30 protein-coding genes are annotated in these 22,704 nt (G+C 66.2%); 22 read left to right on the top strand and 8 right to left on the bottom strand.

Features of this window, described 5'->3' with window-relative positions; genetic code table 11:
* Positions 1-297: 297 nt before the first annotated feature.
* Both POM99_RS13360 and POM99_RS13355 read right to left on the bottom strand, forming a co-directional pair.
* Positions 298-1,065: a hypothetical protein gene (locus POM99_RS13360; protein ID WP_277278639.1), complete on the bottom strand. Its 768-nt coding sequence runs from the start codon at positions 1,063-1,065 to the stop codon at positions 298-300.
* A 17-nt stretch (positions 1,066-1,082) separates the two neighbouring features.
* Positions 1,083-2,657, bottom strand: a complete 1,575-nt coding sequence (locus tag POM99_RS13355) for a DNA recombination protein RmuC (RefSeq protein ID WP_277278637.1) — start codon at positions 2,655-2,657, stop codon at positions 1,083-1,085.
* A gap of 150 nt (positions 2,658-2,807) precedes the next feature.
* Between POM99_RS13355 and POM99_RS13350 the strand changes: the two genes are divergently transcribed.
* Together POM99_RS13350 and POM99_RS13345 are read left to right on the top strand one after the other, a co-directional pair.
* On the top strand, positions 2,808-3,215 hold the full coding sequence (locus tag POM99_RS13350; RefSeq protein ID WP_277278635.1) for a four-helix bundle copper-binding protein: 408 nt from the start codon (positions 2,808-2,810) through the stop codon (positions 3,213-3,215).
* A 77-nt stretch (positions 3,216-3,292) separates the two neighbouring features.
* Positions 3,293-3,574: a hypothetical protein gene (locus POM99_RS13345; RefSeq protein WP_277278633.1), complete on the top strand. Its 282-nt coding sequence runs from the start codon at positions 3,293-3,295 to the stop codon at positions 3,572-3,574.
* A 78-nt stretch (positions 3,575-3,652) separates the two neighbouring features.
* On the opposite strand, the gene def is transcribed toward POM99_RS13345, so the two are convergent.
* The 3 genes from def to recR form a co-directional block, all read right to left on the bottom strand.
* Complete coding sequence (gene def, locus POM99_RS13340) at positions 3,653-4,219, bottom strand: peptide deformylase (protein WP_277278631.1); 567 nt, start codon at positions 4,217-4,219, stop codon at positions 3,653-3,655.
* A 64-nt stretch (positions 4,220-4,283) separates the two neighbouring features.
* Positions 4,284-4,448, bottom strand: coding sequence for a hypothetical protein (locus POM99_RS13335; protein ID WP_277278629.1), 165 nt, complete (start codon positions 4,446-4,448; stop codon positions 4,284-4,286).
* Positions 4,449-4,513: 65 nt separating this feature from the next.
* Complete coding sequence (gene recR, locus POM99_RS13330; RefSeq protein WP_277278627.1) at positions 4,514-5,110, bottom strand: recombination mediator RecR; 597 nt, start codon at positions 5,108-5,110, stop codon at positions 4,514-4,516.
* A 51-nt stretch (positions 5,111-5,161) separates the two neighbouring features.
* On the opposite strand from recR, the gene fmt reads away from it, so the two are divergent.
* The 5 genes from fmt to POM99_RS13305 all read left to right on the top strand — a co-directional run bounded on the left by fmt (position 5,162) and on the right by POM99_RS13305 (position 10,815).
* On the top strand, positions 5,162-6,067 hold the full coding sequence (gene fmt, locus POM99_RS13325; RefSeq protein ID WP_277278626.1) for a methionyl-tRNA formyltransferase: 906 nt from the start codon (positions 5,162-5,164) through the stop codon (positions 6,065-6,067).
* Entirely contained in the window at positions 6,060-6,497 is a 438-nt protein-coding gene (locus POM99_RS13320; RefSeq protein ID WP_277278624.1) for a hypothetical protein, read from the top strand. The genes fmt and POM99_RS13320 overlap by 8 nt, the downstream gene beginning before the upstream one ends.
* Positions 6,494-7,246, top strand: a complete 753-nt coding sequence (truA, locus tag POM99_RS13315; RefSeq protein WP_277278622.1) for a tRNA pseudouridine(38-40) synthase TruA — start codon at positions 6,494-6,496, stop codon at positions 7,244-7,246. The genes POM99_RS13320 and truA overlap by 4 nt, the downstream gene beginning before the upstream one ends.
* A 2-nt stretch (positions 7,247-7,248) precedes the next feature.
* Positions 7,249-8,361 carry a zinc-binding dehydrogenase gene (locus POM99_RS13310; protein WP_277278620.1) on the top strand — a complete coding sequence of 371 codons (1,113 nt, stop codon included), beginning with the start codon at positions 7,249-7,251 and terminating at the stop codon, positions 8,359-8,361.
* 126 nt (positions 8,362-8,487) lie between these two features.
* Positions 8,488-10,815 carry a putative bifunctional diguanylate cyclase/phosphodiesterase gene (locus POM99_RS13305; protein WP_277278618.1) on the top strand — a complete coding sequence of 776 codons (2,328 nt, stop codon included), beginning with the start codon at positions 8,488-8,490 and terminating at the stop codon, positions 10,813-10,815.
* Between the two features lie 3 nt (positions 10,816-10,818).
* On the opposite strand, the gene cobS is transcribed toward POM99_RS13305, so the two are convergent.
* Positions 10,819-11,799, bottom strand: coding sequence for a cobaltochelatase subunit CobS (gene cobS, locus POM99_RS13300; protein ID WP_277278616.1), 981 nt, complete (start codon positions 11,797-11,799; stop codon positions 10,819-10,821).
* A gap of 110 nt (positions 11,800-11,909) precedes the next feature.
* Here cobS and POM99_RS13295 point away from each other — a divergent pair, with 110 nt between their 5' ends.
* The 11 genes from POM99_RS13295 to POM99_RS13245 all read left to right on the top strand — a co-directional run bounded on the left by POM99_RS13295 (position 11,910) and on the right by POM99_RS13245 (position 18,715).
* The gene (locus POM99_RS13295; protein ID WP_277278614.1) at positions 11,910-12,560 is read left to right on the top strand and encodes a glutathione S-transferase family protein; all 651 of its coding nucleotides are present in this window, start codon (positions 11,910-11,912) and stop codon (positions 12,558-12,560) included.
* 91 nt (positions 12,561-12,651) lie between these two features.
* The gene (locus POM99_RS13290) at positions 12,652-13,296 is read left to right on the top strand and encodes a TetR/AcrR family transcriptional regulator (protein WP_277278612.1); all 645 of its coding nucleotides are present in this window, start codon (positions 12,652-12,654) and stop codon (positions 13,294-13,296) included.
* A complete protein-coding gene (locus POM99_RS13285) occupies positions 13,293-13,658 on the top strand; it encodes a DUF1428 domain-containing protein (protein ID WP_277278610.1) in 366 nt (121 codons plus the stop codon). The genes POM99_RS13290 and POM99_RS13285 overlap by 4 nt, the downstream gene beginning before the upstream one ends.
* On the top strand, positions 13,655-14,446 hold the full coding sequence (locus POM99_RS13280) for a VOC family protein (RefSeq protein WP_277278608.1): 792 nt from the start codon (positions 13,655-13,657) through the stop codon (positions 14,444-14,446). The genes POM99_RS13285 and POM99_RS13280 overlap by 4 nt, the downstream gene beginning before the upstream one ends.
* A 2-nt stretch (positions 14,447-14,448) precedes the next feature.
* Positions 14,449-15,078, top strand: a complete 630-nt coding sequence (locus POM99_RS13275; RefSeq protein WP_277278606.1) for a glutathione S-transferase family protein — start codon at positions 14,449-14,451, stop codon at positions 15,076-15,078.
* A complete protein-coding gene (locus tag POM99_RS13270) occupies positions 15,075-15,551 on the top strand; it encodes a VOC family protein (protein WP_277278604.1) in 477 nt (158 codons plus the stop codon). Before POM99_RS13275 ends, POM99_RS13270 begins: the two co-directional genes overlap by 4 nt.
* Positions 15,548-16,231: a glutathione S-transferase family protein gene (locus POM99_RS13265; RefSeq protein WP_277278602.1), complete on the top strand. Its 684-nt coding sequence runs from the start codon at positions 15,548-15,550 to the stop codon at positions 16,229-16,231. Before POM99_RS13270 ends, POM99_RS13265 begins: the two co-directional genes overlap by 4 nt.
* Before the next feature lie 13 nt (positions 16,232-16,244).
* Positions 16,245-16,688, top strand: coding sequence for an SRPBCC family protein (locus POM99_RS13260; RefSeq protein ID WP_277278600.1), 444 nt, complete (start codon positions 16,245-16,247; stop codon positions 16,686-16,688).
* 33 nt (positions 16,689-16,721) lie between these two features.
* Positions 16,722-17,216, top strand: coding sequence for a GFA family protein (locus POM99_RS13255; RefSeq protein WP_277278598.1), 495 nt, complete (start codon positions 16,722-16,724; stop codon positions 17,214-17,216).
* Positions 17,217-17,634: 418 nt separating this feature from the next.
* A complete protein-coding gene (locus POM99_RS13250) occupies positions 17,635-18,210 on the top strand; it encodes a calcium-binding protein (RefSeq protein ID WP_277278595.1) in 576 nt (191 codons plus the stop codon).
* A 145-nt stretch (positions 18,211-18,355) separates the two neighbouring features.
* On the top strand, positions 18,356-18,715 hold the full coding sequence (locus tag POM99_RS13245; RefSeq protein ID WP_277278593.1) for a hypothetical protein: 360 nt from the start codon (positions 18,356-18,358) through the stop codon (positions 18,713-18,715).
* Between the two features lie 22 nt (positions 18,716-18,737).
* Here POM99_RS13245 and POM99_RS13240 read toward each other — a convergent pair whose 3' ends face one another.
* Positions 18,738-19,178 (bottom strand): DUF3597 domain-containing protein, encoded by a 441-nt coding sequence (locus POM99_RS13240; RefSeq protein WP_277278591.1) that lies wholly within the window; start codon positions 19,176-19,178, stop codon positions 18,738-18,740.
* A 94-nt stretch (positions 19,179-19,272) separates the two neighbouring features.
* Here POM99_RS13240 and POM99_RS13235 point away from each other — a divergent pair, with 94 nt between their 5' ends.
* Positions 19,273-19,470 carry a hypothetical protein gene (locus tag POM99_RS13235; RefSeq protein WP_277278589.1) on the top strand — a complete coding sequence of 66 codons (198 nt, stop codon included), beginning with the start codon at positions 19,273-19,275 and terminating at the stop codon, positions 19,468-19,470.
* A gap of 18 nt (positions 19,471-19,488) precedes the next feature.
* Here POM99_RS13235 and POM99_RS13230 read toward each other — a convergent pair whose 3' ends face one another.
* The gene (locus POM99_RS13230) at positions 19,489-20,145 is read right to left on the bottom strand and encodes an alpha/beta hydrolase (protein ID WP_277278587.1); all 657 of its coding nucleotides are present in this window, start codon (positions 20,143-20,145) and stop codon (positions 19,489-19,491) included.
* Between the two features lie 119 nt (positions 20,146-20,264).
* Between POM99_RS13230 and POM99_RS13225 the strand changes: the two genes are divergently transcribed.
* The 3 genes from POM99_RS13225 to POM99_RS13215 are packed head-to-tail and all read left to right on the top strand — an operon-like array spanning position 20,265 to position 22,687.
* Positions 20,265-21,278, top strand: coding sequence for a cysteine desulfurase family protein (locus POM99_RS13225; protein ID WP_277278585.1), 1,014 nt, complete (start codon positions 20,265-20,267; stop codon positions 21,276-21,278).
* Positions 21,275-22,354, top strand: a complete 1,080-nt coding sequence (locus POM99_RS13220; protein WP_277278583.1) for a cysteine desulfurase family protein — start codon at positions 21,275-21,277, stop codon at positions 22,352-22,354. Before POM99_RS13225 ends, POM99_RS13220 begins: the two co-directional genes overlap by 4 nt.
* Before the next feature lie 3 nt (positions 22,355-22,357).
* Entirely contained in the window at positions 22,358-22,687 is a 330-nt protein-coding gene (locus tag POM99_RS13215; protein WP_277278580.1) for a 2Fe-2S iron-sulfur cluster-binding protein, read from the top strand.
* The last annotated feature ends 17 nt before the right edge of the window (positions 22,688-22,704 follow it).

The raw sequence follows: 22,704 nt of genomic DNA, 5'->3' as shown, positions 1-22,704 counted from the left end.
GGCGGCGAAGGCGACATCGGCCACGGCCTGCCCCAGCACGGCGGGGGCGAGCAGGATCAGGGCATGCGCGAACCGTCGTGGTCCCCAGAGAAGTAGCCCTGCACTGCACCGCCCTGCAATAGACCAAGAACTATCATCAAAAAATCATCGTCACCCCGGCCTTCGAGCCGGGGTCCCGCTTTCTTGCGGGCAAGCGCAACCATGCGCATGAGACTGACCGGGCGGGCAAGCACCAAACCATCAGCCGCGTTGAAAGAAGACGCGGGAACACGAGATGGCGCTCGCGATATCGGCGGTTCAATCCCCCGCAATCACCGCCGTGATGTGCCAGCCCCCGTCCTTGGGTTCCGCGATCATGCGATAGTCGATCACGCTGCGCAGCTTCTTCGCCTCGACAAAGCCGGTGGTCTTGCTGGCGGGCAGGGTCACTTTCAGGAACTTCGGGCTCGCTTCCATGCGTGGCGCGGCTTCCACCAGCGCCCAGTCGAGGCTGGCGAGCGGCTTGGCCGTGGCGGAGGCGGTTTCCAGCAGGGGAACGTCAGTGCCGGTCACCCACATGCCCTGATAGGGATCGAGGCTTTCCGGCGTGTTCCAGAACACCCATGGCATCGCCGCCAGCCCACCCTGGAACCCGCAGCCCAGCGGCAGGATCGCCGCCAGCTTGTCCCACAGGCGATAATCCTTGTCGTCCAGGCGCTTGCGCAGCGTGTCGAGCCCGTGCCCGCCGCCATAGTCCAGTTGCACCTCGGGCGATGTCAGCGCCGCCAGCGCATCGGCATCGCGGCGCGCCACGGCCAGACCCAGCTTGGCGCGGAAATCCCGCCAGCCCGGCCGTTTCGCGCAATCGTCGCGCGGGGGATAGCTGGCAGCGGTGATTGCCGGTGCTTCGGGCGTGGCGCTCGCCTCGGGCACGGCGCTCGCTTCCGCCGATGCCGCTTCGGACGGGGCCTGCGCGGCATCGGCCGTGGCGGAGGCAGAAGCTGTCGCCGCAGATTCCTCTGCGCCGTCGCATCCTGCCAGCGCGGCCAGTGCGATCATCGCCAGTGCTGCCTTGGTCCCGTGCAAAACGCTGCCCCTTCCTGTCACTCCGCCGCTTCAACCGGGGGCCGCGCCCCTGGTTCCGCGTTGCTTTCCTGCGCTCCGTCCATTGGCCCGTCTGCCGGGATTTCCGGCAGGTCGGCCAGCAGCAGTTCACCGTGGCGGGGCGATGTTTCCACCTGCGCCACATCCTCGATCTCGCGCTTGCCGATGGCAATGCCCTTGTCGCGCAGCCGCTTGCCCGATGAAAGCACGTTGCGTTCAAAGCTGCCGACGAACTTGTTGTAGTTGCTGACCGCCGTTTCCAGGCCCGATCCCACGCGCTTCAGGTGCTCTGCCGCCGTGGCCAGCCGGTCGTAAAGCTCGGCACCGGCCTTGCCGATCTCCACCGCCTCTCGCGCGATGGTGTCCTGCCGCCACACTTCGGCCACCGTGCGCGCAATGGCGACAAGGTTGGTCGGCGTGGCCAGCAACACCTTGTTGCGAAAGGCGAAGTCCCACAGCTCCGGATCGTGTTCGAGCGCCGCCGCGACGAAGTGTTCACCCGGCACGAACATCACCACATAGTCGGGCGCGTGCTCGAACTGGCTCTGGTAGCTCTTGGTGCCCAGCGTCTGCACATGGTTGCGCATGGATCGCGCGTGCTGCGTCAGCGCGGCCTTGCGCACGTCGTCGTCATTGGCCTCGAACGCCTCCTGATAGGCGTTGAGCGAGACCTTGGCGTCGATCACCAGCTGCTTGTTGCCGGGGATGCGCACGATCGCGTCGGGGCGCAGGCGGCCTTCCTCGGTCTCCACCGAATGCTCGGTGATGAAGTCCGTGTGTTCCGAAAGGCCGCACTGTTCCAGCACGTTCTGCAGCGCGCGTTCACCCCAGCGGCCGCGGGCCTTGGGCGCGTTGGTCAGCGAATTGCCCAGCCGTTGCGCCTCGCGCCGCACTGCTTCCTGCCCGGTGCGCAGCCCCTCGATCTGGCCGAGCAGCTGGCCAAAGGCGTCGACGCGCTTTTCCTCCAGCTCGCGCACCTGCTTTTCATAGCTGTCCAGCTTGCTGCCCACCGGGGCCAGTAGCGCCTTCAGCTTTTCCGCCTGCGCCTTCTCGCTCTCTTCGAAGCGGGCGTTGGCGCGGTTCAGGAAGGCTTCCTGCGCCTTTTCCAGCACCTTGTGCCCGGCGTTCTCGAATTCCTTGCGCAGCGCTTCCTGTGCCTCGATCAGCAGGCGCTTCTGCTCGGCAAAGTTTTCGGCATCGGCCTTCAGCCGTGCAATCTCGGCGCGGAAAGTATCGCGTTCCGCCCGAACTTCCGCCAGTTCAGCCTTTGCCGCGGCGCCTTCCACCGCCTGCGCGCGCGCCTCGGCCAGCAGCGGGGCCAGCGTATCGCGGTCCTGCCGCACGCTGGCAAGTTCGCCTGCCAGCGCGTCCAGCTGCCGCGTCCGCTCGCTCATCGCGGCAAGGTCCACGGTCATCGCCTTCACCGTCTGTTCGTGGCTGCGCGCTTCCGCATCGCGCGCATCGTGCCGCGCCCGCCATTCCGCCACGGGCTTTCCGCCCAGGAACCAGCCGATGGCAATGCCCACGGCCAGGCCGGCAAGCAGGAACAGCGCAAGGAGAAGAGGGGAATCCACGGGGCCTCCGATCTGGAACGAAGCGCGAACTTACGCAGGTTCGCCGCGATGGGCAAGGCGAAGGGGCAGGGTGTTCCACAGGCGGGGCGGGGAGAGGAACGTTCGTTGCGGTGAATCGCTGCGACGGCATTGGATTTCAAGGAGTTGGCCATGTCGATCGAGGCGATGATCCGCGAGCACCCGCAAGTGGGGAGCAACTACAACGAGGCGCTGGGGCGGGCGGTGAAGCATGCGATGTACTGCTCGGCGATCTGTGCGAGCTGCGCCGACGCCTGCCTGGCCGAGGCGATGGACATGAGCCAGTGCGTGCGCACCTGCCTCGATTGCGCGGACATCTGCGAGGCGACGGCCAAGGTCGCCCTGCGGCGCACCGGCAGCAATCGCGAGGTCATCGTCGCGCAGTTGCAGGCCTGCATCCGCGCCTGCGAGATCTGCGAAGCCGAGTGTGCAAGGCACGATGCGGCGCATTGCCAGCGCTGTGCGCGGATGTGCCGGGAATGCGCGAACGATTGCCAGGCGGCGCTGGAAGGTGTTCAAGCTGAACTGGCAAGTGCTTGATGTCGTTGGTGGATTTTAACATGCTGTTCGTCGGGTCCACCCTTGACGAAAGTTATGTCGGGCGGGCAGGGCGGCACGTGATGGTTGATCCCACCGCCCCGCCGCCAGGCGCATCCGCCGCTGATCGCGCCGCCTTCTGGCGCGAGCGGGCGGATGCGGCGGAGTTCCATTTCATGGTTTCGGGCAGCGCGGTTTCCGGCGGCGCGGCGGCGCTGCGGGACTGTGCGGAGCTTTGGGCCGTGCTGGCCGGGGTGACGGCGCGGGGCGTTGCGTCGAGCGCTGTGCTGCAGGCCTTGCGGCAGGCCAGCGAGGGGGCTGAGGCCATGCTGACGGGGGCCGAACGGGTCGAATCGGCGTAAGTTGAGAGCGACTGAGAGGGGGTTGAGATCGACTGACCGGGGGTTGAGCGCCGCTGAACCCCCTTGAACCGGGGTTGATCAGGCTGCCTTGCGCAGCTTCTCCAGCTTCTTCAGCGCCATCTGCCGCTTCAGCCGCGAAAGGTGGTCGATGAACAGGATCCCTTCGAGGTGATCCATCTCGTGCTGCAGGCAGGTGGCCATCAGGCCGTCCATTTCCTCTTCGTGGGTCTGGCCATCCAGATCCTGCCAGCGGGCGCGGATGCGGGCGGGACGTTCGACCTCGGCATAGATTTCCGGCACCGAGAGGCAGCCTTCCTGGTAGAGCGTATGCTCTTCGGAAGGATCGAGAATCTCGGGATTGATGAAGACCCGCGGTTCCTTCTTCGTCGGCTGGTGATGATGGTGGTGCCCATCATGGTTGCAGGCCACCGGCTCCGCATCGGGATCATCGGGCTGCAGGTCGATCACCAGAACGCGCAGCGGCACGCCCACCTGGATCGCGGCGAGGCCGATGCCGGGGGCATCGTACATCGTCTCGAACATGTCGGCGACGAGCGTCTTCAGCTCCTCGTCGAAAGCGGTGACGGGGGCGGAAACCTGCTTGAGGCGCGGGTCCGGAACTTCGATGATCTCGCGAATGGCCATGCGCCGCAGATAAGGAAGATGCGCCAAAGTGACAAGAAGGGGAGTCGCAAGAAGGCGCTAGCGATCAGCGCGATCGGCTACGCGAGGCTAGGGCAATGAGCAGCAGGAGAAGCGCGAGAGGCGCAAATGCAGCCATCCAACTGATTGCAAACAGTTGATATAGCGACGCGGTGTAGGTGTCGGTTGCGAGATCGACAAATTCGCCTTGGTTGTTGTCTGCAATCGCCATCTGGCTGAACAAAAAAGCCGGGATTAGCGCGACCAGACCCGCAAGGGTCACTTGGTATCGCAGCCTCACGCAATCGGCCTCCGCGCCCGCAATGCCTGCGCCAGCGTGCCTTCATCCAGGTAGTCCAGTTCGCCGCCCACCGGCAGGCCGTGGGCGAGCTGGGTGACGCGGACGGGGAGGCCTTCGAGGCGTTCGGCGATGTAGTGGGCGGTGGTCTGGCCTTCCAGCGTGGCGTTCATGGCGAGGACCACTTCGTCCACCCCGCCCTGGCGGACGCGATCGAGCAGCTGGCCGATGGTGAGGTCTTCGGGCCGCACGCCTTCCAGCGCAGAGAGGCGGCCGCCGAGGACGTGATACTTGCCGGCGAACAGGCGCGCGCGGTCCAGTGCCCAGAGGTCGGCCACTTCCTCAACCACGCAGATCGAGCGCGGATCGCGGCGGCGATCGGCGCAGATGCCGCAGGGGTTGGTGGTATCGACATTGCCGCAGGTATCGCATTCCACCAGCAGATCGCGCACCGTGGCGAGCGCATCGACCAGTTGCGCCAGCGCGGTTTCACGCCGCTTGATCAGCCACAGCACGGCGCGGCGGGCGGAACGGGGGCCAAGGCCGGGCAGGCGGGCCAGCGCGCCGGAAAGCGCCTCGATCTCTTGCGATGCCATGGCCGCACAGATAGGGCGGCTGCCGGTAAACGAAAGGCCTTTCGACCGGTTATGCGCATCGTCTTCATGGGAACGCCCGACTTCGCGGTGCCAACGCTGCGCGCGCTGGTGGCAGCGGGGCACGATGTGGTGGCCGCATACAGCCAGCCGCCGCGCCCGGCGGGGCGGGGCAAGAAGCTGCAGCCTTCGCCTGTGCACCTGGCGGCAGAGGGGTTGGGCATCCCGGTGTGCACCCCGCTTTCGCTGAAAGGCGCGGAGGAACAGGCGGCGTTTGCGGCTTGGGGCGCGGATGTGGCGGTGGTGGCGGCCTATGGCCTGATCCTGCCACAGGCGGTGCTCGATGCGCCGAAGCTGGGGTGCCTGAACGTGCACGGATCGATCCTGCCGCGCTGGCGCGGCGCAGCGCCGGTGCAGCGGGCGATCCTGGCGGGCGACGCGACGACCGGCGTGACGATCATGCAGATGGAGCGTGGGCTGGATACCGGGCCGATGCTGGCCAAGGTGGAAACGGACGTTGACGGCAAGACGGCTGGCGACCTGACGGCGGAACTGGCGGAAAAGGGCGCGAGCCTGATGGTGGCGGTGCTGGCAGACCTGCCGGCCCATTCGCCGGTGGTGCAGCCGGAGGAGGGCGTGACCTATGCCCACAAGATCGACAAGGCCGAAAGCCGGCTGGACTTCACCCGGCCGGCAGTGGACGTGGAGCGGCAGGTGCGCGCCTTTGCACCCGCGCCGGGGGCGTTCTTCGAGCTGGAGGGCGAGCGCTTTCGCGTGCTGGCGGCGGAAGTCGTGGCCGGGGCGGGCGCGCCGGGCGTGGTGCTGGACGAGGGGCTGACCGTGGCTTGCGGCGAGGGGGCCATGCGCCCGCTGGTGGTGCAGCGCGCGGGCCGACCGGCGATGGACACGGCGGCGCTGCTGCGCGGGCGGGCGATTGCGGCGGGGACGGTCCTTGGCTGACGAGCGCGGCGAGCCCCTCTCCCAACCCTCTCCCCTGAAGGGGCGAGGGCTATCCCGGCAAAAGCTGATTTCTCTTGGATTGGGCATAGCGTCTGCCTTTGCTGCATTGAGCAGTGGCGCGGTTGGCGAGGAGATCGGAGGCATACTGACCGGCCGGCTGGACTTCCTAAACGCGCTGGGTGCGATCACGCTGCTTGTTGCTGGAGTATCTGTCCTGTTTGAAAGGCGTGCAATGGCCAGACTTCTTGCGGTCGTCGGCCTGCTGATGATCCTGCCGATGCAAATATGGCGCCTGTTTCCGGGACTGTGGTGTCGGTTTGGCGATTGTTCTGTTACTTATTCCCACTTCGATTTCGGCATCCTCCCGATGGTTGCGCTTGGACTCTCGTCCCTGCTTTCATTCGTGCTATCGCGAGGCTTCGCGCGATGACCCGCTATGCCCTCACGCTCGAGTGGGATGGGACGCCCTACATGGGGTTCCAGCGGCAGGCGCATGGGCCTTCGGTGCAGCAGGCGGTGGAAGAGGCGGCGGCGAGCGTGGTGGGCCATGCGGTGACGCTGCATGCCGCGGGGCGGACCGATACCGGGGTGCATGCGCGGGCGATGCGGGCGCATTTTGACAGCGACAAGGCGCTGCCGCCGTTCCGCCTGTCGGAGGCGTTGAACGCGCGGCTGCGGCTGGCGGGGCATGTGGTGGCGGTGCTGGATTGCGTGGAAGTGGGCGAGGACTGGCACGCGCGCTTTTCGTGCACCGGGCGCGAATACGAATATGTGATCATCAACCGCCGGGCGCCACTGACGCTGGAAGCGGCGCGCGCGTGGCGCGTGGCGCGGCCGCTGGACGAGGCGGCGATGCATGCGGCGGCGCAGGCCTTGGTGGGCAAGCATGACTTCACCACGTTCCGGTCGGTCCACTGCCAGGCGGCGAGCCCGGTGAAGACGCTGGACCGGCTGGATGTGCGGCGCGAGGGCGACCGCGTGCTGATCGGCGCAGCGGCGCGCAGCTTCCTGCACCATCAGGTGCGATCCATGGTGGGATGTCTGGCGCTGGTGGGCCGGGGGGAATGGCCGGTGGGCCGCGTGGCCGAAGCGCTGGCGGCAAAAGACCGTGGCAAATTAGGACTTAACGCGCCGCCGGAAGGGCTCTACTTCATCCGGGCAACATATCCCGGAGAGTGACCATGAGCGAAGCTGGCAAGCAGATCCTGACCACATTGGAGAGCGGTGGCCGGCTGGTGGTGGAACTGGCGGACATGGCGGTGCCGGTGCCCACGGGCACGCAGGTGGTGGTGCAGGTGGAAGCCGCGCCGATCAATCCATCGGACCTGGGCCTGCTGTTCGGCCCGGCGGATATCGCGAATGCCGAATTCAGCCCCGGCCGCATCGTGGCGCAGATGCCGGAGCCGGCAGTGCGCGCAATGGCGGCGCGGCACGACATGGCGATGCCGGTGGGCAACGAGGGCGCCGGGCTGGTGGTGGCCGCTGGCGAGGACCCGGCGGCGCAGGCGCTGCTGGGCAAGCGGGTGACGTGCTTCCCCGGCGGGATGTATGCCACCCACGCACTGGCCGATGCGCGGATGTGCCTTGTCCTGCCCGAAGGCGTGACATCGGAGCAGGGCGCTTCGGCCTTCGTCAACCCGCTGACCGCGCTGAGCTTTACCGAGACGATGCGGCACTATGGCCACAAGGCGCTGGTGCACACGGCGGCGGCATCGAACCTGGGGCAGATGCTGGTGAAGATCTGCCAGGCCGATGGCATTCCGCTGGTCAACGTGGTGCGCAACGAGGCGCAGGTGGCGATCCTGAAGGGAATCGGCGCGGAACACGTGGTCGACAGTTCCAAGGACAGCTTCCTGGCCGATCTTGCCGAAGCGATCGAGGCGACGGGCGCGATGATGGCGTTCGACGCCATCGGCGGGGGCAAGCTGGTGAGCCAGATCCTGGGCGTGATGGAGCAGGTTTCGAACAAGGGCGCGGCCTATAGCCGCTATGGCTCCAATGCGGAGAAGCGCGCCTTCATCTATGGCGCGCTGGACCTTTCGCCGACGGTGCTGACGCGCAATTTCGGCTTTGTGTGGGACATTTCGGGCTGGCTGCTGACGCCGTGGATGGGCAAGCTGGGCGGCGAAACCGTGGAGAAGATGCGCCAGCGCGTGCTGGCCGAACTGACCACCACCTTTGCCAGCCACTACAAGGCGCGGGTGACGCTGGAGCAGGCGCTGACGAAGGAGGCGGCGCTGGCCTACAACGCCAAGGCGACGGGCGAGAAGTACCTGATCGTGCCCAACGGCTGAGGCCAGCTAAGAAGTCATACCTAGGGGACGCGAGAGGGCCTGCGAACCGGCGGTACCCTAACCCGCACTGTCTGAAGCTGCATGCAGGCGCGCCCTGGCGGCGCCTGCGGCAACAGGGAGCGCGAGGTGTTCGCAGGGTTGCGGGCAAAATTCGAGCGTCATCCGATGGTGGCGCTGCACCTCATCACCCACACGGTGCATGAGCGCGATCGTGCGTGGTTCGATGGCTGCAAGCTGACCCACCTTCACGCCGTGCCCGGCGGCCCCTATGAACTGACGCGCGCGATCCTGCTGCTGATGGTGATGGGGCAATGCGCGTGGTGGTTCGCGCCTTTGCCGGTGCTGCTGGTCGTAGGGCTTATCTTCTGGATCAGGAGCATCACGCGACGTCGCCGTGCGGGTGTCGATCCGGCCAGCCTTCTGCGGTCATGGTGCCGCTTCATCGTGGTCCGTGCCACACTTTGGTCAATCGTGAACGGCACGGCGCTGGTGCTGACGCCGGAAGAGCGGCTGGTGCCCATGGTGATCCTGATCCTGGCCGCGAACGCGATGGACATTTTCGGCCAGTTCACCCAGCCAGTGACGGGACTGGTATCATCATGGATCGCCACGATCGGGATGACGGTGGCATTGATGCTGCGACCGGAAGTGGCGACAACGCCGACGGTGATCCTGATGGTGCTGCAGATGGCCAGCGCCCATGCGCGGATCTTCAACCTGCACTACATGTTCGCCACGCGGCGGCTGCGCACGCGCGAACTGAAGACCGCCAACGACATGATCGAGCTGCTGCTGCGGCAATACAGCGAGCATGGCAGCGACTGCCTGGTGGAGACCGATGCGACGGGGGTGATCGTCGATCCGTCTGACCGGCTGGCGCGGCTGTGCGGCGTGGATCTCGATGACCTTTGCGGGCGCAAGCTGGTTTCGCTTTTCGAGCCTTCATCCGGGCGCGACACGCTGCGCAAGGCAGCCCACCGGCTGCAGGCGTTCCACGATCTGGCGCTGAGCCGCGAGGTGGACGGCAAGACGCGATGGCTGGCGGTTTCCGGCTGCCCGCTGTTTGACGCACAGGGCCGGCATTACGGATTTCGCGGGTTCCTGCGCGATGTGACCGACAGGCACGAGGCGGAAACCAAGGTGCTCTTCCTGGCGCAGCACGATCCGCTGACGCGGCTGGCGAACCGCACGGAATTTCATGACCAGCTGGCCGCGCGGCTGATGGAGCAGCGCGGGCCGATCGCCGTCCTGTTCGTCGATCTGGACCGGTTCAAGCTGATCAACGATTCGATGGGCCATGCGGCGGGAGACCAAGTGCTCGAGGCCGTGGCGCGGCGGCTGTCGGCCCGCGCGGGCCTGCACGATGTGGTGGCGCGGCTGGGCGGAGACGAGTTCGCGCTGATGCTCGGCCGGGTGCGATCGGCAGAGGCGGCGATGGCGCTGGCCCGCCGCATCGTTGACGATCTGGGCCAGCCGGTGGAGGCGGAAGGTCGGACCATCCACATCGGGGCGAGCGTGGGCGTCGCCCTTTCGCCCGACCATGCCGACAACGCGGACGAATTGCTGCGCGCGGCGGATATGGCGCTTTACGAGGCCAAGTCGGCAGGGCGCGGCATGGCCTCGCTCTATCATCCCGACATGAAGCGCGTGCTGATGGAGCAACGTGCCCTTGAGCTGGAACTGCGGGCGGCGCTGGCCAATGGCGAGTTCGAGCTGCATTACCAGCCGCTGCACCAGCTTTCGACCGACAGCATCGCCGGGTTCGAGGCGCTGCTGCGCTGGCGGCATCCGGAGCGCGGCACGATCGCGCCGGGATCGTTCATCGGCATTGCCGAACAGAGCGGGCTGATCGTGCAGATCGGCGAATGGGTGCTGCGCGAGGCGATGGCCGAGGCGGCGACATGGGAAGGCAACCTGACCGTGGCGGTGAACGTTTCCGCCGTGCAGATGCGCGACGGGGACTTGCTGCGCCAAGTGATCTCGGCGCTTTCGGCCACGGGGCTGGACCCGCGCCGGCTGGAGCTGGAGATCACCGAGACGGTGCTGATGCAGGATCAGGAGGCGTGCCTGGCGCTGCTGCACCGGCTGCGCGCGCTGGGCGTGCGGATCGCGCTCGACGATTTCGGCACGGGCTACTCCTCGCTCAACTACCTGCGCAGCTTCCCCTTCGACAAGATCAAGATCGACCGCTGCTTCATCGAGGACCTGTGCAACGGCGGGGAGAGCGGCGCGATCGTGGAATCGGTGCTGGACCTGGCGGCGCGGCTGAACATGCAGACCATTGCCGAAGGCGTGGAGGACGAGGCACAGCTCCACGCCCTGCGCGCCCGCGGGTGCGAGCAGGTGCAGGGCTACTGGATCAGCAAGGCCATGCCGGCAGACGAGTTGCCGGTGGTGCGCACCGCGCGGGCTGCGGTGCCGGTGCCCGCCCTGAGGCAGGCGACCGGCGGATAGACCTCACGCCTTGTGGGCCACGCTTTCGGGCAGGTCCTTGCCGAAGACGCGCTGGAAGTATTCGGCCACCAGCACGCGCTCGGTCTCGTCGCACTTGTTGAGGAAGGTGAGGCGGAAGGCAAAGCCGACATCGTTGAAGATGGCGGTGTTCTGCGCCCAGCTGATCACGGTGCGCGGGCTCATCACGGTGGAGATGTCCCCGCCGATGAAGCCCTTGCGGGTGAGGTCGGCCACACGGACCATGTCACCGGCGGTCTTCGCATCGAGGCCCGGCACCTTCTTGGTGACGATGTCGATCTCGGTCGCCTGCGGCAGATAGTTGAGCGCGACGACGAGGTTCCAGCGGTCCATCTGGCCCTGGTTGATCGCCTGTGTGCCGTGATAGAGCCCGCTGGTATCGCCCAGACCCACGGTGTTGGCCGTGGCGAACAGGCGGAAGAAGGGATTGGGGCGGATCACGCGGTTCTGGTCGAGCAGCGTGAGCTTGCCTTCGGTTTCCAGCACGCGCTGGATCACGAACATCACGTCGGGGCGGCCCGCATCGTATTCGTCGAAGACCAGCGCGGTCGGGGTCTGCAGCGCCCACGGCAGCAGGCCTTCGCGGAATTCGGTGACCTGCAGGCCATCGCGCAGCACGATCGCGTCACGCCCGATCAGGTCGATACGGCTGATGTGCGCATCGAGGTTGATGCGGATGCACGGCCACTTCAGCCGCGCGGCGACCTGCTCGATATGCGTGGACTTGCCGGTGCCGTGGTAGCCCTGCACCATCACGCGGCGGTTGAAGGCGAAGCCTGCGAGGATCGCCAGCGTGGTGTCCGGATCGAACACGTAGTTGGGATCGAGATCGGGCACGCGATCATCCGCCTGGCTGAACGCGGGAACCTTCATGTCGATATCGATGCCGAACGTCTCGCGGACGTCGAGTTCGATGTCGGGGGCGGAGAGCAGCGTGGTGCCATGCATGTTCGGAGTCTCGGTCATCGCGTGATCGCCTATACGGGCGCGCGGCGGCCTGCAATAAGCTTTGGTTTCAGGTGGCAATTGGGGTGGTTTCGCGAAGGCTGCCGCCGGATGATGCGGGGAGAGGCACGATGAAGGTCTATGGTGCGCTGATTTCACCCTTTGCGCGCAAGGTCGCGCTGGTACTGGCGGAGAAGGGAATCGAGTTTTCCTTTGCGCCGGGCGGGCCGGGGAACATTACGCCGGAGTTCGCGGCAGCCAGCCCCTTTGGCAAGATCCCGGCGATCGATGACGATGGCTACACCCTTTCCGATTCGACGGCGATTGCGGTGTACCTGGATGCGCGCACGCCCGATCCGGCGCTGATCCCGATCGATGCGCAAGGGCGCGGGCGGACGCTGTGGTTCGATGAATTTGCCGACACCGTCTATGGCGCGGCCGGGCTGAAGATCCTGTTCAACCGGCTGGTGGGGCCGAAGCTGCTGAAGGTTGGCGGCGACGAAGCGCTGGCGCAGCAGGGCGAGGCGGAGCTGCCGCGATGCCTCGACTATATCGAGAGTGTGGCGCCGGAAAGCGGCTGGCTGCTGGGCGAGGCGTTTACGCTGGCCGACATTTCCGTGGCTTCGATGCTGCGGACGATGACCTATGTCGGCAAGGGGCCGGATACCGATGGCTATCCCCGGACGGCGGCCTGGTATGACCGGGTGCGCGCGCGGCCTGCGTGGCAGATGGTGGCGGGCATCGAGGCCCAGCAGTGGGAACGGATCGGCCCGAAGGACTGAGATCGGGGGCATCGGGTTCTGTCCGCCCTACGGGGCGGGCAGTCCGTCTATGCGCGCTTGCGGCATACCAACCGGTTGGTATGCCTGGTCCATGATCCCGAATCGCCCTTTCCGACCAACCGCAGCCACGGCGCGTGAGAAACTGCTTGAAGCGGCGGTGCGGCTGGTGCGGGCACAGGGGTTTGCGGCGACATCGGTGGACCAGCTCTGCGGTGAAGCAGGCGTGACCAAGGGGGCGTTCTTCCACCACTTCCCGTCCAAGGAGGCGCTGGGCGTGGCGGCGGCGGAATTCTGGTCAGCCAGCACGGGCGCGTTCTTTGCCGATGCGCCATTCCATGGCTTTCCAGATCCGGTGGACCGCGTGCTCGGGTACATCGACCTGCGCATCGCGCTGATCGGCGGGCGTGCCGAGGCGTTCAGCTGCGTGGCGGGCACGATGGTGCAGGAGGCCTTCCGATCGAGCGCGGCGATTCGCATGGCCTGCGAAGCCAGCATCATGGGCAATGCCGCCGCGCTTGAGGAGGACCTTGCCGCAGCCATCGACCGGTGCGGCGTTTCGGGCACGACGGCAGCCAGCCTTTCCCGCCATGTTCAGGCGGTGATCCAGGGAGCCTTCATCCTGGCCAAGACCCAGCCGGAGGACAGCGCCGCCGACCTGGCGCGCGAGCAGCTGGGCCACCTGCGGCGCTATTTCGCCATGCTGTTCCACCGCATTGGAGAGGAAATCGCATCATGACATGGATCGACGGCTTCGTGATTCCGGTGCCCGAGGCGCGCCGCGCCGACTATGCGGCGATGGCGGAAAAGGTGGGCCGGATCTTTCTGGAGCACGGCGCGACGCAGGTGATGGAAAGCTGGGGTGCGGACGTGCCGCACGGCAAGATCACCGACTTTCACCGTGCGGTGGCCGCAGAAGAGGGCGAGGGCATCGTCTTTTCGCTGATCGTCTGGCCAAACCGCGAGGTGCGCGATGCCGGGCACAAGGCGGTGTTCGAGGACCCGCGCATGGCCGAGGCGGGCGACATGCAGATGTTCAACACACGTCGCATGATCATGGGCGGGTTCGAGCAGATCCTGTGGATGGGAGGAATGCAATGAGCCGGCAGGTTCCCTTCGTGTGGTACGAGCTGATGACCACCGATCCCGATGCGGCGGCGGCATTCTATGGCGCGGTGATCGGCTGGCGCTTTTCCGGGCGCGATCCGAACTCGGCGATGGATTACCGGCACATCACCCGCAGCGATGGCGGCGGGCAGGGCGGCGTGCTGCCGCTGACGGCAGACGTGCAGGCGCAGGGTGCGCGGCCGGCATGGGTGCCCTATCTGGCGGTGGACGACATCGACGCTGCGCTGGCCGCATTGCAGGCCGATGGCGCGCGGGTGCTGATGGGGCGGATGGACATTCCCGAAGGCAGCTTTGCCATGGTGACCGACCCGCAAGGGGCGCCGTTCTATGTAATGAAGCCAGTGCCGCCGGCGGCCAGCCCCGATGCGCAGAGCCATGTGTTCCGTCGCGACGGGGTGCAGCATGCCCGCTGGAATGAGCTTTCGACGAGCGATCCCGCCGGGGCCAAGGCGTTCTATGCCAAACACTTCGGCTTTGCATTCAACAGTGCGATGCCCATGGGCGAACTGGGCGAATACGCCTTCATGGATTTCGACGGGCAGGGCGTTGGCGCGGTGATGCCGCTGATGGACCCGGCGCGGCGGCCGGCCTGGCTGACCTATTTCGGCGTGTCTTCCGCCGTGGCGGCAAAGGCGGCGATCGAGGCGGCGGGCGGCATGGTGATGCATGGCCCGCACGAGGTGCCGGGCGGCGAATGGATCGTGGTGGCGGCTGATCCGCAGGGCGCGGTGTTTGGCGTCGTTGGACCAAAGGGAGAATGAGCATGGCTGAATTCACGCTGTTCACCAATCCGATGTCGCGCGGCCAGATCGCGCGCTGGGCGCTGCACGAGGCCGGGGCCGATTACGAAACCGTGCTTGTTGAATGGGAGGCCAAGCCGCAGGCGTTCCTGAATGCGAACCCGATGGGCAAGGTACCCACGCTGATCCACCACCGTGCGGGCGGGGATAAGGTGGTGACCGAATGCGCGGCGATCTGCCTTTATCTTGCCGATGTGCTGCCAGAATGCGGGCTGGCGCCCGACGATGACGAGCGGGCCGATTACCTGCGCTGGACGTTCTTCGCGGCCGGCCCGGTAGAGCAGGCGGTGACGGCCAGGAGCTTTGGCTTTGACCCGCAGGAGCCCCGGCAACAGGGCATGGCGGGCTGGGGCAGCTATGCCCGCACGGTGGATGCGCTGGCCGGGCATCTTGGCCATAACGTCTTTGTCTGCGGCGATCGCTTCACCATGGCCGACGTCTATGTCGGCAGCCATGTCGATTGGGGCGTTGGTTTCAAATCGCTGCCCGATCGGCCGGAGTTCACCGCCTATCTCGAGCGGATCCGCGCGCGCCCGGCCTATCAGGCTGCCAAGGCCATCGACATGGCGCTGATTGCGGAGATGCAGAAATGACCGGGGTCACGCTTTGCCTGTGGTACAACGGCACGGCGGAAGACGCCGCGCAGTTCTATGCCGAGACGTTTCCCGACAGCCACGTGGATGCGGTACACCGCGCGCCGACCGACTTCCCCGGCGGAGCGGCAGGAACCGTGCTGACGGTGGAATTCACCGTGCTGGGGCTGAAATGCATTGGCCTGAACGGTGGACCGCAGTTCCCGCATTCCGAAGCGTTCTCGTTCCAGGTGGCGACCGAGACGCAGGAGGAAACCGACCGATACTGGAACGCCATCGTGGGCAACGGGGGTGAAGAAAGTGCCTGCGGCTGGTGCCACGACAAGTGGGGCCTGCGCTGGCAGATCACCCCGCGCCAGCTGACGGACGGCATGGCCGATCCCGATCCGGGCGTGCGGCAGCGCGTGTTCCAGGCAATGATGACGATGCGCAGGATCGACATCGCCGCCATCGAAGCCGCGCGGCAGGGATGACGACGATGCTGAAGCTGCATGGCCATCCGTTCTCGTCCTACTGCTGGAAGGCGCTGATCGCGCTCTATGCCAACGGGACGCCATTCACATTCGTGCAGATGGAAAGCGACAGGCCGCTGTCCGAGCAGTTTCCCGGCAAGGTCCATCCGGGCGGGCATATCCCGGTGCTGGAGGATGGCGATACGGTGGTGGTGGAGGCGACGTCGATCGTCGAGCACCTTGCAGTCCATCATCCCGGCCCTGCGCCGCTGATCCCTGCGGATCCGGCCGAGGCGGTGGTGGCGAGGATGATCGACCGCGTGTTCGACAATTATGTGATGGGCAACATGCAGCGGGTGGTTGCCGCGCACCTGGCCAGCCGGGACAAGCCGGAACTGGGGATGCGGGCGAGCCCCGACGCGGCGGAGATCGCGGCGGCGAAGGCGCGGTTGCGGCAGGCCTATGCCTGGCTGGAGACCTGGCTTGGCGTCAACCGCCTGCCACCGCACGTTTCGCTGGTGACCTGCGCTGCTGCGCCCAGCCTGTTCTATGCCGACTGGATCGAGCCCATTGCTGAGGATCAGCCGCGCCTGAAGGCGCTTCGGGCCCAATTGCTTGCCCTGCCTGCGGTTGCCCGCTGCGTGGAGGACGCGCGGCCCTATCGCCCGTTCTTCCCCTTGGGCGCCCCCGACCGGGATTGAGAGAGGACTGACCATGCACGAACTATCGATCACCCGCTTCATCGCCGCGCCGCCGGAAAAGGTGTGGGACGTCCTTGCCAACCGGCAGAACGAATGGTGGTGTCCCAGGCCATGGCGGGCGGAGGTGGTGGCGCAGGAGCGCTGGGCCGGCGGGCGCAGCGAAATCACCATGTATGGTCCCGATGGAGAGGTCATGCCCAACAACGGCATCTTCCTGGCATGGGAGGAAGGGCGCCGCTTTGTGGCGACAGATGCGGTGACGGCAGGCTTCGTTCCCGCCGGGCCCTTCATGATCGGCATCTGGGAGGTTGCGCCGGAAGGCGATGGCACGCGCTATACCGCCAGCGCCCGGCACTGGACCGAGGAGGCGATGCGCCAGCATGACGCGATGGGCTTCACGCAAGGGTGGAACGCCTGCACCGACCAGCTTCAGGCGCTGTGCGAATCCGGCGATTGACCGGGTGGATGCCTCCGCGCATCCTGCGTGACCATGGCTGACACATCCGAACCTTTCGGTGAAGGCCGCTGCGCCTGTGGCGCGGTTTCCTATCGCCTGCACGATGCGCCCTATGTGGTGCACTGCTGCCACTGCACCGATTGCCAGCGCGAGTGCGGCAGCGCCTTTGCCCTGAATGCGGTGATCGAGACGGATCGGGTGGAGATCACCGCAGGCTGCCCCGAGGCCGTGATCCTGCCCAGCGCCAGTGGACGCGGGCAGGAGGTGCTGCGGTGCCCGGCCTGCAGAACCGCCGTGTGGAGCCATTACGGTGGCGTGGGCAGCAAGGCCGCCTTCATCCGGGTGGGCACGCTTGACCGGCCAGCAGCCTGCCCGCCCTCAGTCCACATCTTTACCCGCAGCAAGCTGCCCTGGGTGCAGATCCCGCCGGGGGCGCATCAGTTCGAGGCGTTTTACCCGGGACGCGAAATCCCGGCCATCTATGGCGAGGCAGGCGCCGCCCGGTTCAGGGCACTGCGTGGGCGTTAACCATTACGGTGTCCGCCTCGCTGCATGTTGCGGCGCAGCAAATGGTTAATGCCGGAATCTTGACGCCTATCCAAAACGGATAGATCCTTCTGCATTGAGCACCATCAAGTAACGCACGTTTGCCGTGCCGTAACGCTCGATCAACCCGCTCCAGATTGAACTCGATTCGTCGTGATAGGCCCGTTTTGAACGGGTCTGGCGGTGTGCTGCGCCGCAAAAGCCCTATGGTTAAAAGAAGGTAAACCGAGATTCCGGTGGGGCACCTAGGGCCCGGAGCTTAGAGTTTACTGATCCTATTCGGCTCGCACCGGGAAAGTACGTAGGTGTTCTACGGCGGACCCGGTTAACGACTTGGGAATTTAACAGCTAGTCGGCGCGGCGGCGGCGGCAAGCATCAGGCGATCAAGGAGTTTTAGATATGACTGTTGTCAAGGGAACCAGCGGCGACGACGTGATCAACGGCGGTGGCGGACGCGACCAGATTTACGGCCTGGCTGGCGACGACAAGCTGTACGGCAGCTCGGGCAAGGACTGGCTCTATGGCGGTGACGGCAACGACATCCTCAAGGGCGGCGGTGGCCAGGATTCGCTGACCGGCGGTTCGGGTACTGACCAGTTCGTGTTCCGCGAAGCTGACAGCGTTTCGGGCACGGCTTTCGCTTTCACCGGCGGCCACGGGTATACCCAGGTCAACCAGTGGGTGATCGTCACCGACCTGAACTTCGGTGAAAGCGACGAAGTGCGCCTGACCGGGTTCGATTCGGTGTTCAGCTCGCTGGACATGTCGCGCAAGGGCACGGGTTCGTACTTCATCGATGACCAGAACGACATCAACAAGATGGCTTCCTTCATCGCGGCGCACCCCGAACTGGGCACCTACTGGGAAATCCACGGCACCCAGTACGACGGCACCACCTTCGTGCTGAACGACAAGGCTGGCGGCACCACCGCCCTGACCCTGCTCGGCATCCACCCGGACGCCATCGTGGTCTGATCGCTTCGGCGAACGTCTGACAGGAACATGGGGTGGGTCCGCTGATCCACCCCATTTTCTTTGCCCGTTTCCCGCGCCCGAAGCCGCGTGACCTCGCGCCCGATCGCGCCTAGGCTACGATCAACCTAGCGCGGGAGTCGGTAGCATGAGCATTTTCGATCAGATCCTTGGCCAGATCAGCAGCAACGTGGATGTGAAGAACCTGGCCGCAAAAGTGGGCATCGATCCGTCGCAGGCCGAAACGGCGATTGCCGCACTGGCCGCCGGGCATCAGGCACCAACCGACACGCTGCAGACAGCCGCCGCCAATTCCGGGCTCGATGCCGGCGTGCTTGGCCAGATCATGGAACATATCGGCGGCGAAAATGCGCTGGCCAGCTTCGCCTCTGCCGTGGGGCAGCATCCCGATGCGCTGCAGAAGGTGACCGGCTTCCTCGACCGGGACGGCGACGGCAACCCGCTGAACGACATCGCCGGAATCGCCAAGGGCATCTTCGGCAACTGATCCCCGCGCATCGTCCTGCTGGTCAGTCGGTAAGGTCCTGAGGGACCTTGCCACCGTTTTCGGCCAGCTTGCGCATCACCGCCTTGTGCAGCCACAGGTTCATCTCGGCCGATCCGTCGAGCGGGCCGGTGTAGCCAAGCTCGCGGGCCAGTTCCTTGCGGTTGTCGAGGCTGGAATCGAGCCCGATCACTTTCATCAGGTCCACGATCGAATGGCGCCAGTCGAGCGGGCGCCCCTGCGCCAGCTCGGTCAGGCGCGCTTCCACGTCCACGTCAAACAGGCGGGGCTGGCTGATCGCGGGCGGCGTGGGCGGTGCGGGCGCATTGGCGGCGGTGGGGCTGGGGGCCGCAGTTTGGGGGATCGGCGGTGCGGCGGCTGGCACGGGGGCAGAGTGCTGCCCGGTCTGGGTGGGGCGCGTTCCGGCAAAGGAAATGGCGTCCATGATCTTGGAAATCAGGCTCATCGCAGGCTCCTGAAACAGGTTCAGGAGCCCAACCGGCGGATCATGGGCAGGTTCCGCCTTGCGCCCGATGGTGCGGGCGGATTAACGCAGCGCGATGTTGGACGCTGCGCTATCCCTGATGATGCTTGCCGCCATTGCCCTTGTGGCGGGTGCGCTGTTCCTGTTCCGCTGGGGAGAGCGACAGCGCCCGGTGCTGATGCTGGTGCTGGCCGTGATCATGGCGGTCAACCTGGTGATCTGGACCGCGCCCACCCAGCAGGGCACCACCCTGGCGGAAGAGGCGAAGAAGTAATCGCCTCTTCCTGAGGCCTTATTTGATGGGGCAATCCGGCGACAGGCGCATGTCGAGGTAGTTGTCCACCGCGCGCATCATCTCGTCCAGTTCGTTTTCATAGAAGTGGTTGGCGCGCGGAATTTCGTCGTGGTGGATGGTGATGTGCTTCTGCGTGCGCAGCTTGTCGACCAGCTTCTGCACCGCGTTGGGCGTGACCACCGTATCGGCGTTGCCCTGCACGATGATGCCGCTGGCGGGGCAGGGCGCAAGGAAGCTGAAGTCATACATGTTGGCCGGCGGCGATATCGAGATGAAGCCGCGGATTTCAGGACGGCGCATCAGCAACTGCATGCCGATCAGCGCGCCGAACGAATAGCCGGCAATCCATGTGCTGCTGGCCTCGGGATGGATCGACTGCACCCAATCGAGCGCGGCGGCGGCGTCGGACAGTTCACCGATGCCGTTGTCGAAGCTGCCCTGGCTGCGGCCCACGCCGCGGAAGTTGAAGCGCAGCGTGGCGAAGCCGCGGTTGACGAAGGTCTTGTACAGCGCCTGCGTGATGCGATCGTTCATCGTGCCGCCCGCCTGCGGGTGCGGGTGCAGGATCATCGCCACGGGGGCGCGGGGGCGAGTGGCAGGCTGGAAACGGCCTTCGAGGCGGCCTTCGGGGCCGGGGAAGATGACGGCTGGCATCGGGTGTCCTGATGAACCTTGCGCAAAAGCCGCTGGCGAAACAGCCGGGGCTTGGGAAATGGAACTGGCGCTATATAGAAACGAAGCCTTCAAAAGCAACTTTTCCGGACGTTTGCCCTTTGCCGATCTATCTTGACCACGCCGCGACCACTCCGATCCTGCCACAGGCGCTGGCCGCGATGGAGGAGGGCTTGCGCATCTGGGCCAACCCGTCCAGCCCGCACAAGGCCGGAAGGGCCGCGCGAGCGGCGCTGGAGGACGCCCGCGCGCGGGTGAAGGCGGTGCTGGGGTGGCAGGGTGAGGTGGTGTTCACCAGCGGGGCGAGCGAGGCGCTGGCTCTGGCGGTCGGGCGCAGCGCAAAGCCTTTGCAGGCCGTGTCCGTGGTTGAGCACGAAGCGATCTTGCGCCTTTCGGCTGAAGCGCCGCGTTGGCCTGTGGACACACTGGGCCGCGTTGTGCCGGCACCCGCGTCCGGCCTGATCGCGGTACAGCAGGTGAACAATGAAACCGGGGTTATCCAGCCGCTTGATCAGCTGGCCGCCGATGTGCGCGCGGCAGGTGGCTGGCTGCTGGCCGATTGTGCGCAGGGCGCCGGAAAGCTGGCACTTCCGGATGCCGACCTGATTGCGATTTCCGCGCACAAGTTTGGCGGCCCCATCGGGATCGGCGCGCTGCTGGTGCGCGATTGGGCCATGCTGAGGCCGACGGGCGGTCAGGAACGAGGCTATCGCCCCGGCACCGAGAACCTGCCCGGTGCGCTGGCGATGGCGACGGCGCTGGAGGCTGGCCATGCGTGGTTGGAGGAAGCCGACAGGCTGCGGCAGAAACTGGATGCCTGCATCGAGGTGGCGGGCGGTTCTGTGATTGCCCGGAATGCGACACGGTTGCCGACAATCGGCGCGTACCGGATGCCGGGGAAATCGGCCAATGCGCAGTTGATTCGCTTTGACGGGCTGGGCTTTGCCGTCTCGGCGGGCAGTGCCTGCTCGTCCGGCTCGCTCAAGGCCAGCCATGTGCTGACGGCGATGGCGGTGGAGGGCGCGGGCGAAGTGATCCGCGTGTCCATAGGGCGCGAAACAACCGAGGCGGAGATCGATGCCTTCCTCGCCGCATGGCGGGAGATTGCCGGATGATCTACCTTGATTACCAGGCGACCACGCCACTCGCGCCCGAAGCGCGCGAAGCCATGCTGCCGTGGCTGTCCGGCCCCGAGGCGGCGGGCTTCGCCAATCCTCACAGCCCGCATCGTCCGGGGCGCGGGGCGGCGGCGGCAGTCGAGGTGGCGCGGCAGCAGGTGGCGGCGTTGCTGCCGCCGGGCGGGCGCGTGATCGTCACATCAGGCGCGACCGAGGCGATCAACCTCGCGATCATCGGCTCGGGCGCAAGGCGGCTCGCCGTCTCTGCCATCGAACATGCGGCGGTGCTGGACACGGCGCGGTTCGTCGATCCCGATTGCACCATTCTGCCGGTCGATGCCGCGGGGCTGGTCGATCCGGCGTTGGCGTTGCCGCAGGGCATCGGCCTCGTCGCGGTGATGCAGGTGAACAACGAGATCGGCACGGTGCAGCCGGTCGAGGCCCTGGCCGAAGCCGCGCATCGGGCGGGCGCGCTGTTCCTGTGCGATGCGGTGCAGGGCGCAGGCAAGATCGCTGCACCCGCCAACGCGGATATGATCGCGATCTCCGCGCACAAGCTCTACGGCCCGAAGGGTATCGGCGCGCTGTGGGTGCGCGATGGGCTGGAACTGCAGCCGCTGATCCACGGGGGCGGGCAGGAAGGGGGCTTGCGCTCCGGCACGCTCAGCCCGGCGCTGTGCGCGGGGTTCGGCGCGGCGGCGGCCCTGTGCACAAGCCGGTGGGAACAGGACCGGAGCCATGTGGAAAAGCTGTGGAGCAGGGCGCGCACGCTGTTTGAAGGCTGGACGATCAACGGCAGCGACGAGCGGCGCTGGCGCGGCAACCTGAACATCCGACGCGAAGGGTTGGATGTGGCGCGGGTGATGTCGGAATGCCGCACTCTTGCCTTTTCTGCCGGTTCCGCCTGCGCCAGCGGGTCTGGCAGGCCAAGCCATGTCTTGCGCGCCATCGGACTTTCGGACAGGGATGCGAGAACCGCGATCCGGATCGGCTTCGGGCGCTATACGGGGGAAGAGGAACTGGAGGCGGCGGCAGCGGCGATCAACGCCGCGGCACGGGCGCAGGGAGTCTGACCGATGGTTCGCGTTACCTTCATCACGGCCAAGGGAGAGAAGGTTTCGGCGCAGGCTGAATCGGGCGACCGCCTGCTGGAAGTGGGCCAGAACGCGGGCATGCCGCTTGAGGGCACCTGCGAAGGGCAGATGGCCTGTTCCACCTGCCATGTGATCGTCAGCGCAGACTGGTTCGCCAAGTTGAAGCCTGCCAGCGACGACGAGGAGGACATGCTCGATCTCGCCGCCGGGGTCACCGGAACCAGCCGCCTTTCGTGCCAGATCGAACTGACTGCCGATCTCGATGGGCTGGAAGTGCGCATCCCCGAAGAAGCGCGCGACATGCAGCGCTGACATTGTGATCAGGCGCG

This window comes from Novosphingobium cyanobacteriorum (assembly GCF_029436685.1).
Taxonomy (GTDB): Bacteria; Pseudomonadota; Alphaproteobacteria; order Sphingomonadales; family Sphingomonadaceae; genus Novosphingobium; species Novosphingobium cyanobacteriorum.
Note: the sequence above shows the minus strand (reverse complement) of the source record. Positions and strands in the feature narration are given on the sequence as shown.